At 69.8% G+C, this 15,592-nt stretch carries 13 protein-coding genes; 6 read left to right on the top strand and 7 right to left on the bottom strand.

What is annotated here, in order from left to right:
- Positions 1 to 31: 31 nt before the first annotated feature.
- Together carB and greA are read left to right on the top strand one after the other, a co-directional pair.
- Positions 32 to 3,376 carry a carbamoyl-phosphate synthase large subunit gene (carB, locus tag EV292_RS04320; RefSeq protein WP_132907900.1) on the top strand — a complete coding sequence of 1,115 codons (3,345 nt, stop codon included), beginning with the start codon at positions 32 to 34 and terminating at the stop codon, positions 3,374 to 3,376.
- Between the two features lie 75 nt (positions 3,377 to 3,451).
- Positions 3,452 to 3,928 carry a transcription elongation factor GreA gene (gene greA / locus EV292_RS04325; protein ID WP_132907901.1) on the top strand — a complete coding sequence of 159 codons (477 nt, stop codon included), beginning with the start codon at positions 3,452 to 3,454 and terminating at the stop codon, positions 3,926 to 3,928.
- Between the two features lie 264 nt (positions 3,929 to 4,192).
- Here greA and rsmA read toward each other — a convergent pair whose 3' ends face one another.
- The 4 genes from rsmA to lptD all read right to left on the bottom strand — a co-directional run bounded on the left by rsmA (position 4,193) and on the right by lptD (position 9,775).
- Positions 4,193 to 5,029, bottom strand: a complete 837-nt coding sequence (gene rsmA / locus EV292_RS04330) for a 16S rRNA (adenine(1518)-N(6)/adenine(1519)-N(6))-dimethyltransferase RsmA (protein WP_243693630.1) — start codon at positions 5,027 to 5,029, stop codon at positions 4,193 to 4,195.
- Between the two features lie 5 nt (positions 5,030 to 5,034).
- Positions 5,035 to 6,036: a 4-hydroxythreonine-4-phosphate dehydrogenase PdxA gene (gene pdxA / locus EV292_RS04335; protein WP_132907902.1), complete on the bottom strand. Its 1,002-nt coding sequence runs from the start codon at positions 6,034 to 6,036 to the stop codon at positions 5,035 to 5,037.
- Positions 6,037 to 6,046: 10 nt separating this feature from the next.
- On the bottom strand, positions 6,047 to 7,426 hold the full coding sequence (locus tag EV292_RS04340) for a peptidylprolyl isomerase (RefSeq protein ID WP_132907903.1): 1,380 nt from the start codon (positions 7,424 to 7,426) through the stop codon (positions 6,047 to 6,049).
- A gap of 111 nt (positions 7,427 to 7,537) precedes the next feature.
- Entirely contained in the window at positions 7,538 to 9,775 is a 2,238-nt protein-coding gene (gene lptD / locus EV292_RS04345) for an LPS assembly protein LptD (protein WP_132907904.1), read from the bottom strand.
- 145 nt (positions 9,776 to 9,920) lie between these two features.
- On the opposite strand from lptD, the gene EV292_RS04350 reads away from it, so the two are divergent.
- From EV292_RS04350 to EV292_RS04365, 4 genes are all read left to right on the top strand, one after another.
- Positions 9,921 to 11,369 (top strand): leucyl aminopeptidase, encoded by a 1,449-nt coding sequence (locus tag EV292_RS04350; RefSeq protein ID WP_132907905.1) that lies wholly within the window; start codon positions 9,921 to 9,923, stop codon positions 11,367 to 11,369.
- Between the two features lie 32 nt (positions 11,370 to 11,401).
- A complete protein-coding gene (locus tag EV292_RS04355; RefSeq protein WP_132908189.1) occupies positions 11,402 to 11,842 on the top strand; it encodes a DNA polymerase III subunit chi in 441 nt (146 codons plus the stop codon).
- Between the two features lie 75 nt (positions 11,843 to 11,917).
- Positions 11,918 to 12,340, top strand: a complete 423-nt coding sequence (gene ndk / locus EV292_RS04360; protein ID WP_132907906.1) for a nucleoside-diphosphate kinase — start codon at positions 11,918 to 11,920, stop codon at positions 12,338 to 12,340.
- Position 12,341: 1 nt separating this feature from the next.
- Complete coding sequence (locus tag EV292_RS04365) at positions 12,342 to 12,866, top strand: GNAT family N-acetyltransferase (protein ID WP_132907907.1); 525 nt, start codon at positions 12,342 to 12,344, stop codon at positions 12,864 to 12,866.
- Between the two features lie 48 nt (positions 12,867 to 12,914).
- On the opposite strand, the gene EV292_RS04370 is transcribed toward EV292_RS04365, so the two are convergent.
- From EV292_RS04370 to ilvC, 3 genes are all read right to left on the bottom strand, one after another.
- Entirely contained in the window at positions 12,915 to 13,532 is a 618-nt protein-coding gene (locus EV292_RS04370; protein WP_132907908.1) for a YceI family protein, read from the bottom strand.
- 85 nt (positions 13,533 to 13,617) lie between these two features.
- On the bottom strand, positions 13,618 to 14,436 hold the full coding sequence (locus EV292_RS04375; protein ID WP_132907909.1) for a hypothetical protein: 819 nt from the start codon (positions 14,434 to 14,436) through the stop codon (positions 13,618 to 13,620).
- 57 nt (positions 14,437 to 14,493) lie between these two features.
- On the bottom strand, positions 14,494 to 15,513 hold the full coding sequence (ilvC, locus tag EV292_RS04380) for a ketol-acid reductoisomerase (protein WP_132907910.1): 1,020 nt from the start codon (positions 15,511 to 15,513) through the stop codon (positions 14,494 to 14,496).
- Positions 15,514 to 15,592 lie beyond the last annotated feature (79 nt).

Consider the following 15,592-nt stretch of genomic DNA (forward strand, 5'->3'; position numbering starts at 1 on the left):
CGTTCCTATCATATCGCGATAGAGCTGAGTAATGCCCAAACGCACCGACATCTCCTCGATCCTCGTCATCGGCGCGGGGCCGATCATCATCGGCCAGGCGTGCGAGTTCGACTATTCCGGCACGCAGGCGATCAAGGCGCTCAAGGAAGAGGGCTATCGCATCGTCCTGGTCAATTCGAACCCGGCGACGATCATGACCGACCCCGAGCTGGCTGACGCCACCTATGTCGAGCCGATCACCCCCGAGGTGGTCGCCACCATCATCGCCAAGGAGCGCCCCGACGCGGTGCTCCCGACCATGGGCGGACAGACTGCGCTCAACACCGCGCTGGCGCTGTTCCGCGACGGCACGCTGGAGAAATACGGCGTCCAGATGATCGGCGCCGACGCCGAGGCGATCGACAAGGCCGAGGACCGGCTCAAGTTCCGCGACGCGATGGACAAGATCGGGCTGGAGAGCGCGCGCAGCCATATCGCCCACACTGAGGCCGAGGCGCTGGCGGGACTCGACAAGGTCGGACTGCCCGCGATCATCCGCCCCAGCTTCACGCTCGGCGGCACGGGCGGCGGCGTCGCCTATAACCGCGAGGAGTTCCTCGAGATCGTCCGCAAGGGGCTCGACGCCTCGCCCACCACCGAGGTGCTGATCGAGGAATCGCTGCTCGGCTGGAAGGAATATGAGATGGAGGTGGTCCGCGACCGCGCGGACAATTGCATCATCATCTGCTCGATCGAGAACATCGATCCGATGGGCGTCCACACCGGCGATTCCATCACCGTCGCGCCGGCGCTGACGCTGACCGACAAGGAATATCAGATCATGCGCAACGCCAGCATCGCGGTGCTGCGCGAGATCGGCGTCGAGACCGGCGGCTCCAACGTCCAGTTCGCGGTCAACCCCAAGGACGGGCGGCTCATCGTCATCGAGATGAACCCGCGCGTGTCGCGCTCCTCGGCGCTGGCGAGCAAGGCGACCGGCTTCCCGATCGCCAAGGTCGCCGCCAAGCTGGCGGTGGGCTACACGCTCGACGAGATCGAGAACGACATCACCGGCGCTACCCCGGCCTCGTTCGAACCGACGATCGACTATGTCGTCACCAAGATCCCGCGCTTCGCCTTCGAGAAGTTCAAGGGCGCGCAGGCGACGCTGGGCACCGCGATGAAGTCGGTCGGCGAGGTGATGGCGATCGGGCGCAACATCCATGAGTCGATGCAGAAGGCGCTGCGCGGGCTAGAGACCGGCCTGTCGGGCTTCAACCAGGTCGAGCGGCTCGCCGGCGCGCCGCGCGCCGAGATCGAGGCCGCGCTGGCCGCGCCGACGCCCGACCGGCTGCTGGTGGCGGCGCAGGCGCTTCGGGAAGGCTTCACCGTCGCCGAGGTCCACGCCATCGCCAAATACGACCCCTGGTTCCTCGAGCGGATCGCCGAGATCGTCGCCGCCGAGGGCGAAGTGATGGCGAACGGCCTGCCGATCGACGCGCCCGGCATGCGCCAACTGAAGGCAATGGGCTTCTCCGACAAAAGGCTCGCCTGGCTCGCGCTCCAGTCGGCCAATCTGCGCGGCATGGAGCGCGGCATCGCGCGCGGCTCGGGGCTGATCCACGAGGCGGTCAAGGCGATGACCGGCGGCGTCACCGAGGAGGAGGTGCGCCAGCACCGCGTCAAGCTCGGCGTGCGCCCGGTCTTCAAGCGCATCGACACCTGCGCTGCGGAGTTCGAGGCCAAGACGCCGTACATGTACTCGACCTACGAGGCGCCGATGTTCGGCGAGCCCGAGAACGAGGCGCAGCCGAGCGACCGGCGCAAGATCGTGATCCTGGGCGGCGGCCCGAACCGGATCGGGCAGGGGATCGAGTTCGACTATTGCTGCTGCCACGCCTGCTTCGCGCTGGCGGACCAGGGCTATGAGACGATCATGGTCAACTGCAACCCGGAGACGGTGAGCACCGACTATGACACCTCGGACCGGCTCTATTTCGAGCCGCTCACCGCCGAGGACGTGCTCGAGATCCTCCACGTCGAGCAGCAGTCGGGCGAACTGGTCGGCGTGATCGTCCAGTTCGGCGGCCAGACCCCGCTCAACCTCGCGCGCGCGCTGGAGCAGGCGGGCATCCCGATCCTCGGCACCTCGCCCGACGCGATCGATCTCGCCGAGGACCGCGAGCGCTTCGCCGCTCTGGTCAACCGGCTCAAGCTGCTCCAGCCCGCCAACGGCATCGCGCGCAGCCGCGAGGAAGCGCTCAACGTCGCCAACCGCATCGGCTATCCGGTGCTGATGCGGCCGAGCTACGTGCTCGGCGGGCGCGCGATGGAGATCGTCGACAGCGACCAGCAGCTCGAGGATTATATCCAGACCGCGGTGCAAGTGTCTGGCGATGCTCCAGTTTTGATCGACCAATATCTGCGCGACGCGGTCGAGGTCGACGTCGACGCGATCTGCGACGGCGATCAGGTGGTGGTCGCCGGCGTGCTCCAGCATATCGAGGAGGCGGGGGTCCATTCGGGCGACAGCGCCTGCTCGATCCCGCCCTATTCGCTCGCGCCCGAGATCGTCGCCGAGATCGAGCGCCAGGCCGAGGCGCTGGCCAACGGCCTGTCGGTGCGCGGGCTGATGAACATCCAGTTCGCGGTGAAGGATGGGCTGGTCTACCTCATCGAGGTCAACCCGCGCGCCAGCCGGACGGTGCCGTTCGTCGCCAAGGCGATCGGCGCGCCGATCGCCAAGATCGCGGCGCGCGTGATGGCGGGCGAGAAGCTCGCCGATCTGCCCGCGATCGACCGCGACATCGACTATTTCGCGGTGAAGGAGGCGGTGTTCCCGTTCAGCCGCTTCCCCGGGATCGATCCGGTGCTGTCGCCCGAGATGAAGAGCACGGGCGAGGTGATGGGGATCGACCGCGACTTCACCACCGCCTTCGCCAAGTCACAGCTCGGCGCGGGGACGGTGCTGCCGAGCGGCGGCGCGGTGTTCGTCAGCGTGAAGCAGGGTGACAAGGAGGCGATCGTGCCGGCGGTGCGCGCCTTGGTCGAGGCCGGCTTCGCGATCGTCGCCACCGCGGGCACCGCCGATCATCTCGAGCGCGCCGGGCTACCGGTCGAGCGGATCAACAAGGTGGCGCAGGGGCGGCCGCACATCGTCGACCGCATCAAGGACGGCAAGATCGACTTGATCTTCAACACCACCGAAGGGTGGCAGAGCCTCAAGGACTCGCAGCCGATCCGCGCCTCGGCGGTCAACGGCAAGATCCCCTATTTCACCACCGCCTCGGCGGCGGTGCAGGCCGCGGCGGCGATCCGCGCCGGTGTGGCGGGCAATTCCGGGGGCAAGCTTGAAGTGCGTCCGCTGCAGGCCTATTATTCGCAGCCGCACAACTGATCCCCAGACAATCCGGATGGTGCGGGTGGTCGCGACGACGCGGCCGCTCGGGGGGTGTTATTCGAAGGATAGACGATGGCGACGGTCGAGAAGATGCCGATGCTGCAGGAGGGCTATGAGAAGCTGAACGCTGATCTCAAGCGCCTCAAGACCGAGCGGCCGCAGATCGTCGACGCGATCGAGGAAGCCCGCGCGCACGGCGACCTCTCCGAGAACGCCGAATATCACGCTGCCAAGGAGCGGCAGGGCCAGATCGAGGCGTCGATCGCCGACATCGAGGACAAGCTCAGCCGCGCGCAGATCATCGACCCGCGCGACCTGTCGGGCGACAAGATCGTGTTCGGCGCCACGGTCACGCTGATCGACGAGGACGACAAGCCGGTGCGCTATCAGATCGTCGGCCAGACCGAGGCCGACGCCAAGACCGGCCGCATCAGCTACAACTCGCCGCTCGGCCGCGCGCTGATCGGGCGCAGCGTCGACGACGAGGTCGAGGTCGCGGTGCCGGCGGGGGATCGCTATTACGTGGTGTCGAAGATCGAGTTCATCTGAGCGCGGTGGGCAGGGTTCGTCCACTCGAACGATAGGTCGGCGCGTCGTTCGTAAGCGACACTTGCCCCTTCCTCTCTCCCGTCATCCCGGACTTGTTCCGGGATCCACCGCGCCGCGTACCTTTCGGAGAGTTGCTGCCGCGGAGCAGTGGATCCCGGAACAAGTCCGGGATGACGGAAGGGTGGGAAAGGCCTACTGGCGCCGCTTCGTCGGCTGCCGGATCGTCGCCTTGGGACAGGGTATCGAGCGCGCCGCGCCCATCGCTCAGCCCCGATCACCATCCAGCCGCCGCGCCACCGCGACGAACTCCTCGACGCTGACCGTCTCCGCGCGACGCGTCGGGTCGATCCCCTCCGCCTCGGCCGCTTCGATCGCGCCGGGCACGCCGCGCAGGCTCTGCCGCAGCATCTTGCGCCGCTGCCCGAACGCCGCCGCGGTCAGCCGCTCGAGCGTCTCCAGCCGCACGCCCTCCGGCGCATCCTCCGGCACGAGATGGACCACCGCCGACATCACCTTGGGCGGCGGGGTGAAGGCCGAGCGGTGCACCGGCATCGCGATCCGCGCGCTCGCGCGCCACTGCGCCAGCACCGCGAGCCGACCATAAGCGTCGCCGCCGACCGGCGCGACGATCCGCTCCGCCACCTCGCGCTGGAACATCAGCGTGAGCGACTGCCACCACGGTCGCCACTCCGCCGATAGCCAGCCGACCAGCAGCGCCGTGCCGACATTATAGGGCAGGTTGGAGACGATGTGCGGCGCGCTCGTGAACAGCGCGCGCGCGTCGATCGCGGTGGCGTCGCCCTCGATCACCTCGAGCCGCCCCGGATAGGCCGCGCCCAGTTCGGCCAGTGCGGGGATGCAGCGGCGGTCGCGCTCGATCGCGGTGACGCGCGCCCCCGCGGCGAGCAGCGCGCGAGTCAGCCCGCCCGGACCGGGGCCGACCTCGAGCACCTCGGCGCCGGCGAGATCGCCGGGGACGCGCGCGATGCGGGCGAGCAGCTGCGAGTCGAACAGGAAGTTCTGCCCCAGTGCCTTGGACGCGTTGAGGCCGTAGCGCGCGATGACGTCGCGCAGCGGCGGCAGCGCCGCCGGCGCGGGCACGTCACTCACGCCGCGGCTGCGCAGAGCGCGCGCTGGCGCGCCGCGGCGTCCGCCATGGCGATCGCGGCGATCGTCGCGCCGGGGTGCGCTACGCCCGTACCGGCGATACCGAAGGCGGTGCCGTGATCGGGCGAGGTGCGCACGATCGGCAGCCCCAGCGTGATGTTGACGCCATCGTCGAAGTGGAGCGTCTTGAGCGGCACCAGCGCCTGGTCGTGGTAGCAGCACAGGGCCGCGTCATACTGATCGCGCGCGCGCGCGTGGAACATCGTGTCGGCGGGGAAGGGGCCGCGCGCGTCGATGCCCTCGGCGACGAGCTGCTCGATCGCGGGGCGGATCACGTCGATCTCCTCGCGCCCCATCGTGCCGTCCTCGCCCGCGTGCGGGTTGAAGCCCGCGAAGGCGAGCCGCGGCGCGGCGATGCCGAAGTTGCGCGTCAGCCCGCGCGCGGTCACGCGCGCCTTGGCGACGATCAGCTCGACGCTCAGCAGCCCCGACACCGAGGCGAGCGCGACATGGGTCGTGATCGGCACCACGCGCAGCCCCGGTCCGGCGAGCATCATCACCGCATTGTCGCGCGCGATGCCGCAGCGCTCGGCGACGAACTCGGTCTGGCCCGGATGCGTGAAGCCGACGCCGTAGAGTTGCGACTTGGACACCGGCCCGGTCACCAGCGCGCGGCCCGCGCCCGAGCGTACCAGCCCGGCGGCGAGCTCCAATGCGTGGAGCGCGCAGCGCGCGCCGTCGGCGTCGGGCTGGCCCGGCACGATCTCGCCCGCGTCCTGCACGGTGAGCACGGGCAAGGCCTCGTCGAAGACGCGGTCGACCGCGGCGAGATCGCTCACCGGCGCGATCGGCCCGTCCCATACGCGTGCCACCGCGCGCCCGTCGCCGACCGCGACGAACGGCGGGAGCGCGCGCGCCTCGCGTTCCATCCACGCCTTGGCGATCGTCTCCGGCCCGATCCCCGCGGGATCCCCCATCGAGATGACGATCGGCTGGGTCACGCGGCGGTCCTCAGCGATACTCGATCACCGCGTCGCGGCGCAGATCGCGGAGTGCCTGCTGCGCGCGCAGGTTGACGCGCTGTTGCTCGAGCTGGCTCTGCACCTGCTGCGCGCCCGGCAGCTGACCGCCCGACGCCTCGTCACGACCGCACAGCACCAGCGTGCGCACGCCCTCGGTCGGCGAACCGAAGGGCGGCGTGGCCTGACCGACCTGGAGCGACACCATGATCGTCTGGAGCGGCGGGGGCAGGTCGCGGATGCGGATGGCGTCATTGTCGACCACCTCGGCGTTGAGCGTCGCCGCGACCTTCGCCACCGAGCCGCAGCCCTGCAGCTTCTGGATCGCCTCGGCGAAGGCCGAGGTGCGCGCGGTCGCCTGCGTCTGGGTCGTGTTGGCGGGGAATTTGATCGTCATCTGCTTGAGGCTGAGCCGCGCGTCGCGCGGGTCGGCGCTGCCGACGCGGCGCTTGTCGACCAGATAGAGGATCGAGAAACCGCCCGGCGTCGCCACCGGGCCGGCGACCTGACCGACCTGCATCGTCGTCGCCGCCTGCGCCAGCGCCTCGGGCAGCTGTGCGGTGCGCACCCAGCCGAGATCGCCGCCGACGCCGCGGGTCGAGGCTTCGGAGAAGTTGCGCGCGAAATAGGCGAACGGCGCCTGTCCCTTGCCGATCTCGGCGATCAGCTGGCGCGCGTTGGTGAAGACCTGTTCCTGGCGATCGGGCGTCGCGGACAGATAGATCTCGTTGAGGTGGAACTCTTCGGTTCCCTTGGCCGCCTCGAGCCGGTCGAGGATCGCCTTCACCTCTTCGTCACCGACGTTGACGAAGGGTTCGACGCGGCGGCTGAGATACTTGTTCCACGCCAGCTCGCCCTCGATCTGGCGGCGGATCGAGCGGTCGGACGAGCCATTCTCGCGCAGGAAGGTGGCGAATTGCTCGGGGGTCTTGCCGAAGTTGCGCGAGACGCGCGCGAAGCTCTGGTCGATCTGATCCTTGGTGATCGTGACGTCGGCGGTCTTGGCCTGCTGGATCTCGAGCGTCTCGTCGATGAGCTGGCGCAGCACCTGGAGCTGGAGCCGCTCGCGTTCCTGATCGGACAGTTTGACGTTGTTCGCCGCGGCGATCAGCGCGACGCGCTGGTCGACGTCGGTGCGCGTGATCACCGTCTCGTTGACGATCGCGGTGGCCTTGCGGATGTTCGGGTCGACATTCCCGAAGACCTGCAGGTTGGCGGGCAGGCCGAGCCCGGTCGGATCGACCGCGCCGGCGCCCTGCTCGGGGCCGTCCTGATCGGCCGCGGTCTGCGCGATGGCGACCCCGGCGGTCCCCACCATCAGCAGCGCCGCCAGCATCCGGCGGGTCAGCGCCACGCCCCTCGTCTTCGTCATCACGTGTGTCTCGACATCCCTATCGCATCGCCGTCCGTCGATCGCGTCCACCGCGAGACCCGCACGGCCGGACGTACGCGACCTGTTGCACGGAGCGAACTGAACAGGGGCTTAGCGGCCGAGGTTCTTGAAGGAAAGCGTCAACAGATAGCTGTCGCCACGGCGGGCATCGCCGACCGTCCGATAGTCGCGACGCCAGGTCACGCCCAGATCGAGACAATCATCCTGATATGCGACTCCGAGACGGTGACGGATCGGCGTGAAGCCGTCCGCCTGCGACAGCGGGTCCTCGGCGCGATCGGTCAGATCGACCACCGCCGAGCCCCACATCGACCAGAAGCGCGCGAAAGCGACGCGTCCGCCGAGCCGCACCTCCTCGCGGTCCTGCAGATCCTCCAGCTCGTCGATGTCGCGGTTGAGCCGCAGATAGCCGACCGTGGCATAGGTGCGGCGCGATCCCACCGTGGCGTCGAGTTCGTTGCGGCGTACCGCCAGATTGCTCTTGTCGAGCCGATAGCGGTGGGTGAGCGTGACGAACTCGCCGACGCGGACGTTGGTGCGCCCGACGATGTCGGAGAAGCGGTCGGACAGGCCGGTGCCGTCGGGCAGGATGCTCGCGCGCGTGTTGAGGCGGTAGCTCTGCCCGACGTTGCTGGTGATCGCGATGCCGGGCAGGTCGAGCGACCAGTCGGCGCCATAGGTCACCCGGCTCGAATCCTCCCACCGGTCGTAGCCGGGGAAGCGATTGAGCGAGAAGAGGTTGGAATCCTCCAGATCGACCGCGCGCGCGTCCTCGTTGGGGATCTGCAGGTTGCGGGTGCGCGGCGTGGCGACGACCTGGACGCGCGGCGAGAAGCGTTGCAGCCCGCCGAACAGCTCGCCCACGAAGGGCCAGCGCACGTCCGCGGCCAAGGCGCCGATCGCGCGCGTCTGGAACCCGTCCATGCCGCGATATTGGTCCACCGCCGTGGCGACCGTATCCTGCGCATTATAGGCATCGCCGCGCGCGAAGGCGGTGAGCGTCACCTCCTGCCCCAGGACGGTGATGCCGCGCCAGTCCCAGCGCGCGCTGGCGAAGGCGCGCTGCGTGTCCTGCCCGGCCTTGCGACCGACGGCGAGCGTGTTGACCTGGATCTGGAACAGCCCGCCGAGCAGCGGGTCGGCGATGCGGCGGCGATAGTCGAACTCGGGCAGCGCCACCGGCTGCATCCCCTGGCGATCGCCGACGCGCAACGTCTGCACCGCCCAGCCGGCAAGCGAGAGATAGCTGTCGGCGTCGATCCGCTCCAGCGCGAAGGTCGTGCGCAGCCGGTCGTCGTTCGATATGTCGTATCGGCGCAGGAAGGTGCGGTCGGTGACGACTCGCAGCGACCCCGAGAGGCTCCAGTTCGGGTCGAGCTGGAACCGGCCCTTGCCGTCGACATAGCCGCGGAAGGCGCGCTCGGTGCTCGAGCTGAAACCGGAGGAAAGGTCCTCGCTGCGCCGGCTGCTGGTGGCATAGCCCGCGATCGAATAGGCGCCGAGCTCGTTGACCGCGCTGTAGCGCGCCTCGATCATCGGTATCTCGGAGGAGAACAGGTGCGGCGCGACGACGAGCGAGCGGTTCGGCCCGAGCGCGAAGTTGAACGGCAACACCAGCTCGGCACCGTTGAGCCGGGTGAGCCCGATCGACGGGGTCAGCAGCCCGGTATCGTTGCTCTGCGCCACCGAGTGGCTGAAGCGCGGCAGCGGTGGGCTGGTCAGCCCGAAGAGGTGGAAGCGCGCGCCGTCGTAGGAGACGCGCTGCCGATTGGCGTCATAGGTGACCTTCACCGCCGTGATCTTCCACGACGGCTCCTTCGGGCAATTGTTCGAATCGACCACCGGGCAGGGCGAGTAAGCGGCGCGATCGAGCCGGTAGATCCCGTCCGTCCCGCGCGTGCCGCGCACCGCGGCGAGGCGGCCGCCCTGCTCGAGCACGACGAGGAGATTGTCGACCAGCCCGTCGCGCAGCGTGTCGGTGAGCTCGATCGAGTCGCCATAGGCGATGTCGCCCTCGGGATTGGTGACCGCGACGTTGCCGGACGCCACTACCTTGCCGCTCTCACGGTTCCACACCACGCGCTCCGCGCGCAGCCGCTCGCCGCCGCGAGTCATCCGCACGTCGCCGGTGGCGGTGACGACATCGGCGTTCGTGTCATATTCCAGCGCGCCCGCGCTGAACTGCACCTGTTCGGCTTCGCCACCCGCGGCCACCGCCGGCGGCGAGGATGCGGCGGGAGGAGCGACCGGCGCGGGTGTCTGCGCCGCTGCCGGGGCAGCGGCGAGCAGCCACAGCGCGCCGCCGGCGAGAAGATCGTTACGCGTCACGTCGCTCCCGTTGCACCCCCGCGCGCGCGGCCAGGATGGCGGCGGCGCAACGCCGCCCTATCGCATCGCGCTCGCGCCGCTGCAACGCTTTGCCAGTTCGCGCGCTCGGCCCTATTCAACGCCGATGAGTGAGAAGGACCATCGCATGAAGATCGCGTTCGCCGACCAACGTCCCGACACCACCGAGGTGCTGGCGCTGCCGGTGCAGAAGGGCGGGAGCACCACCGGCCTGATCGACGGGCAGGACGCGCTGCTCGCCGCCGCGGCGAGCGGTCAGCGCTTCGACGGGGAGGCGGGGAGCGTCGTCGAGCTGTTCGTTCCGGGCGCCGATGGGACGGCGCCGCGACGCGTGCTGCTGCTCGGCGTCGGCGCGGGCGACGATGCCGCCTATGAGCGCGCGGGCGGCGCGCTGACCGCGCGGCTGCTGACCAGCGGCGTCACGGCCGCGGTGGCGGACCTGAGCGCCGCCGCGCCGCTGGCGGCGGCGCGCTTCGCCGCGGGGGCGGCGCAGCGCGCGTGGCGCTTCGACGAGTATCGCACCAAGCTCTCCGACAAGCAGAAGCAGACGCTCGCCGCGCTCACCGTGATCGGCAACGACTCAGCATGGCGCGACCGCGCCGCGGTGACCGACGGCGTCGCGCTGGCGCGCTTGCTCGCGACGCTGCCCCCGAACATTCTCTACCCCGAGACCTTCGTCGAGCGCGTGCTCGCCGCGGTCGACGGCCTCGGGCTGGAGGCGACGGTGCTGACCGAGGCGGAGATGCGCGAGCTCGGCATGGGCGCGTTGCTCGGCGTCAGCCAGGGCTCGACGCGCGACGCACGCATCCTCGCGCTGCGCTGGGCAGGGGCAGGCGAGGGTGCGCCGCTCACCGCGCTGGTCGGCAAGGGCGTCACCTTCGACACCGGCGGCATCTCGATCAAGCCCGCCGCCGGCATGGAGGACATGAAGTGGGACATGGGCGGCGCCGCGGCGGTGGCGGGCGCGATGCTCGCGCTGGCCAAGCGCGGCGCCAAGGCGAATGTCATCGGCGTGATGGGACTGGTCGAGAACATGCCCGACGGCAACGCGCAGCGGCCGGGCGACGTCGTCACCACCATGTCGGGCCAGACCGTCGAGGTGATCAATACCGACGCGGAAGGGCGGCTGGTGCTGTGCGACTGCCTTACCTGGGTGCAGCGCGAGCACAAGCCAACGCGGATCGTCGACCTCGCCACGCTGACCGGCGCGATGATCGTCAGCCTCGGCAATGAGTACGGCGGCCTGTTCAGCAACGACGACGCGCTGGCCGACGCGTTGCTCGCCGCCGGACGCGCCTCGGGCGACCAGCTGTGGCGTTTCCCGCTCGCGGACGCCTATGACCGGCTGATCGACTCGCCGATCGCCGACGTGAAGAACGTCGGCCCGCGCGGCGCCGGCTCGATCACCGCGGCGCAGTTCCTCCAGCGCTTCGTCGACGCGGGCGTCGCCTGGGCGCACCTCGACATCGCGGGCATGGTCTGGGCCGACAAGGACGGGCCGACCTGGGCCAAGGGCGCGACCGGCTATGGCGTGCGCGTGCTCGACCGCTTCGTCGCGGACGCCTGCGAGGCATGAGCGCGGCGGCGGGCGACCCGAGCGAGCGCGCGGTGCAGGTGGACTTCTATCACCTGACCCGCATGCCGCTCGAGCGCGCGCTGCCGCAGGTGGCGGAGAAGGTGGTGGCGAACGGCGCGCGGCTGCTGATCGTCGCGGCCGAGGAGGAGCAGCGCGCCGCGCTCGACCGGCTGCTGTGGAGCTACGCGCCCGCCAGCTTCCTGCCGCACGCGCGGTTGGGTGGGGACGACGACCAGCGCCAGCCGGTGCTGATCGCGCAGACGCTGGATGCCGCCAACGGCGCGCGTCACGTCGCGCTGGTGGACGGCGCCTGGCGCGACGACGCGCTCGACTTCGACCGCGTGTTCCATTTCTTCGCCGAGGACCAGATCGCGCCCGCGCGCGTGGCATGGAAGGCGCTGGCGGAGCGTCCCGCCGTGACGCGGCGCTACTGGAAGCAGAACGACAGCGGGCGCTGGGAGCAAGCGGCCTAGCGCTTGCCTCGCGCCGCGCCGCCGCCTAGGGCAGCGCCACTTTTCCCTTCCTATCAGCAGGAGCCCGTGACCGTCATGGCCGCGAACCGTACTTTCTCGATCATCAAGCCCGACGCGACGCGTCGCAACCTGACCGGCGCCGTCACCAAGATGCTGGAGGAGGCGGGGCTCCGCGTCGTCGCGTCCAAGCGCATCCAGATGACCAAGGAGCAGGCCGAAGGCTTCTACGCCGTCCACAAGGAGCGACCGTTCTTCGGTGACCTGGTCAGCTTCATGATCTCGGGTCCGGTGGTCGTCCAGGTGCTCGAGGGCGAGAACGCGGTGCAGCGCAACCGCGACATCATGGGCGCGACCAACCCCGAGAACGCCGCGCCGGGCACGATCCGCAAGGAGCTGGCCGAGTCGATCGAGGCGAACTCGGTGCACGGTTCGGACTCGGACGAGAATGCCGCGATCGAGATCGCCTATTTCTTCAAGCCGGAAGAGATCGTCGGCTGAGATGACGGCGCCGCCGTGGCGACTGCGTCGTGCCGGCGCCGAGGACTCGGATGCGCTCGCGCTGGTCGCGGGCGCGACCTTCCTCGAGGCGTTCGCGGGCGTGCTCGACGGTGCCGATATCGTCGCGCACGTCGCGCGCAACAGCAGCGCTGACGCCTTCGCGCGTTATCTCGCCGCCGGCGCCACCGCCACGCTGGCGGAGACAGAACAGGGCGGCGCGCCGATCGGCTACACGCTGCTGACCGCGCCGGACCTGCCGATCGCACCTCAGCCGGGCGACGTCGAACTCAAGCGGATCTACACGCTCGCGCCTTTCTATGGCAGCGGGCTGGGTGCGGCGCTGATCGCGCGCGCGCTGGCCGATGCACGGGCCGCGGGTGCAGGCCGCGTGCTGCTCGGCGTCTATGGCGGCAACCACCGCGCGCACCGCTTCTATGAGAAGCATGGCTTCGCCGTCGCGGGCGAGCGTCGCTTCCTCGTCGGGGCGACCTGGCACGACGATCGCGTTTACGCGCACCCGCTCTGACTCATCGGTGACCGCCCCGCCGCTCCGGCGCGGTCACCGACGCGCGGCTCAGCCGGTGAAGGCCGCGTTGACGGTGAGGCGCACCTGATCGGACACCGCCGGCGCGGCATAGCCGAGGCCGAAGTCGGTGCGCTTGATCGTGCCGGTGCCGACGAAGCCGAAATTGGGCTTCTTGCTCATCGGATTGTCGCCCGCGCCGACGAAGGTGACGTCGAGCGTCACCGGCTTGGTGATGCCCTTGATCGTCAGATTGCCCGCGAGCACCGCCTTGTTCGGCCCGCGCGGCGTCACCGCGGTGGAGACGAACCGGGCAGTCGGATTGCTGGCGGCATCGAAGAAGTCTTTCGACTTGAGGTGGTTGGCGAACTGCGCCGAGGTCACTGAGAGCTGGTCGATCGCGAAGCTGACCTCCACCTTGGTCGCGGCGGGCTTCTTCGGATCGATCGTGATCGACCCGCCCGAGGCGCCGAACTGGCCCTGCAGCATCGAGAAGCCGAGATGGTTGACCTCCCAGGTCACCTGCGTGTGCGCGGGATCGACCTGATAGGTGCCGGCCGCGACGCGCGCGGCGGCGGGTTGCCCCGGCTGGCCCGGCGCGGTGGCGATCTGCGCGGCGGCGGGAACGGCGACCGTGGCGACCAGCCCGGCGGCGAGAAGATGACGCATGATGCTTCCTCCTGTGGTGCGCCCGTTGCACCATAGAAGCGGTGTCCGCGATAGGGGGCCTGCGCGAAACGAAGGATTTCAATCGCTACTCGCCCGGCTCCCCCGCATCGGGCGGGCGGTCGCCCGGCGCCCGCTCGATCGTGACGTCGAAGCGGATCCTCACCCAGGCGCCGATCATCGGCTGTCCGCCGCGCCGCGGCGGGCGCACCAGGAACTGCCAGGCGGCGCGGCGCAGCCCGCGCGCGATCCCCGATCCCGGCGTCTCGCCGAGCTCGCGACAGTCCTCGACGTGGAAGCGCGGCGCGGTCCGGCACGCGACGATCCCCCAGCCCGAACGGCCGCGCGGCAGGAAGGGGGCGGTCTCGGCATGGGTCGGCTCGCGATACCATTCCGCGGCGTACAATGGTTCCCCGCCCGGGCCGGCACCGACCGAGGGTGTGTCGTCGCCAGCGCCGGCGTTCGCGCTCTCCTGGCCGTCCATCCCGGTGGCGCCGGGCGGCGCCGCGGTGCCCTTGATCTTGCCGATGTCGGAGGCGGCATAATCGCGACGGTTGAGGATCATCACGCCGGGCAATTTGAGCTCGGCCAGCGGCGGGGGCGGGGTCTCGGCCGGCCGCTCGACCGGACGCTCGCGCGCGGCGGGGGCGGTGCGCTGACGGCCCGACTGGCGCGCGCGCTCGGTTCGCTTGGTCGCGGCGGTCTCGGCGCGCTGGCCCTGCGCGCTGACGTCGAAGGTGCTGAGCGGGCGCCGGTCGCCGAAGTCGCCGGTGACGACGCCGCCCATGCGCAGCAGCGCGTAGAGCAGCAGCGCGGCGAGGCCGAGCGCGAGCGCCCAGGAGACGGCGCGGCTGCCGGTGTCGGCGCGCGTGCGATACGACGAGTCTCGGTACGTCGCCGTCCGCATCGCGCGCGCCTACAGGAGCGCGCGCGCGGCTTCAATCCGCCGCGCGCGCGCCGCGCGTCAGTTGCGCTCCTTGTCGACCAGCTTGTTGGCGCCGATCCACGGCATCATCGCGCGCAGCTCGCTGCCGACCTGCTCGATCTGGTGGCGCTTGGCGGCGCTGCGGCTGGCCTTCAGCTCGGGCTGGCCGGCGCGGTTGTCGAGCACGAAGTCGCGCACGAAGCGGCCCGACTGGATGTCGGCGAGCACCCGCTTCATCTCCTTCTTGGTCTCGTCGGTGATGATGCGCGGGCCGGTCTTGATGTCGCCGTATTCGGCGGTGTTCGAGATCGAGTAGCGCATGTTGGCGATGCCGCCCTCGTACATCAGGTCGACGATGAGCTTGAGCTCGTGGAGGCACTCGAAATAAGCCATCTCGGGGGCATAGCCTGCCTCGACCAGCGTCTCGAACCCGGCCTGGACCAGCGCGGTCGCGCCGCCGCACAGCACCGCCTGCTCGCCGAACAGGTCGGTCTCGCATTCCTCGCGGAAGTTGGTCTCGATGATGCCCGAGCGGCCGCCGCCCACGCCCGAGGCATAAGCGAGCGCGACGTCATGCGCGTTGCCGCTGGCGTCCTGGTGGATCGCGATGAGGCAGGGGACGCCGCCGCCGCGGACATATTCGGAGCGGACGGTGTGGCCAGGCCCCTTGGGGGCGATCATGATCACGTCGATGTCCGCGGGCGGCTCGATCAGGCCGAAATGCACGTTGAGCCCGTGCGCGAAGGCGAGCGCGCTGCCGGGCCTCATGTTGCCCTTGAGGTCGCTCTCCCAGATCGCGGCCTGATGCTCGTCGGGCGCGAGGATCATCAGCACGTCGGCCCAGGCGGCGGCATCCTTGTTGGCGAGCACCTTGAAACCGGCGTCCTCCGCCTTCTTCGCCGAGGCGCTGCCGGGGCGGAGCGCGATCGCGATCTCCTTCACGCCCGAGTCGCGCAGGTTCTGCGCGTGCGCGTGGCCCTGCGAGCCATAGCCGAGGATCGCGATCTTCTTGCCCGTGATCAGGTTCAGATCGGCGTCGCGATCGTAATAGACCTTCATGTTCAAACCCCTCGTTTTTCCCGCGCAGGCGGGAACTCAGACCCGCAGACGCCAGTGGTGATGGATCCCCGCCCGCGCG

This window comes from Sphingomonas sp. BK235 (genome assembly GCF_004345855.1).
GTDB lineage: Bacteria > Pseudomonadota > Alphaproteobacteria > Sphingomonadales > Sphingomonadaceae > Sphingomonas.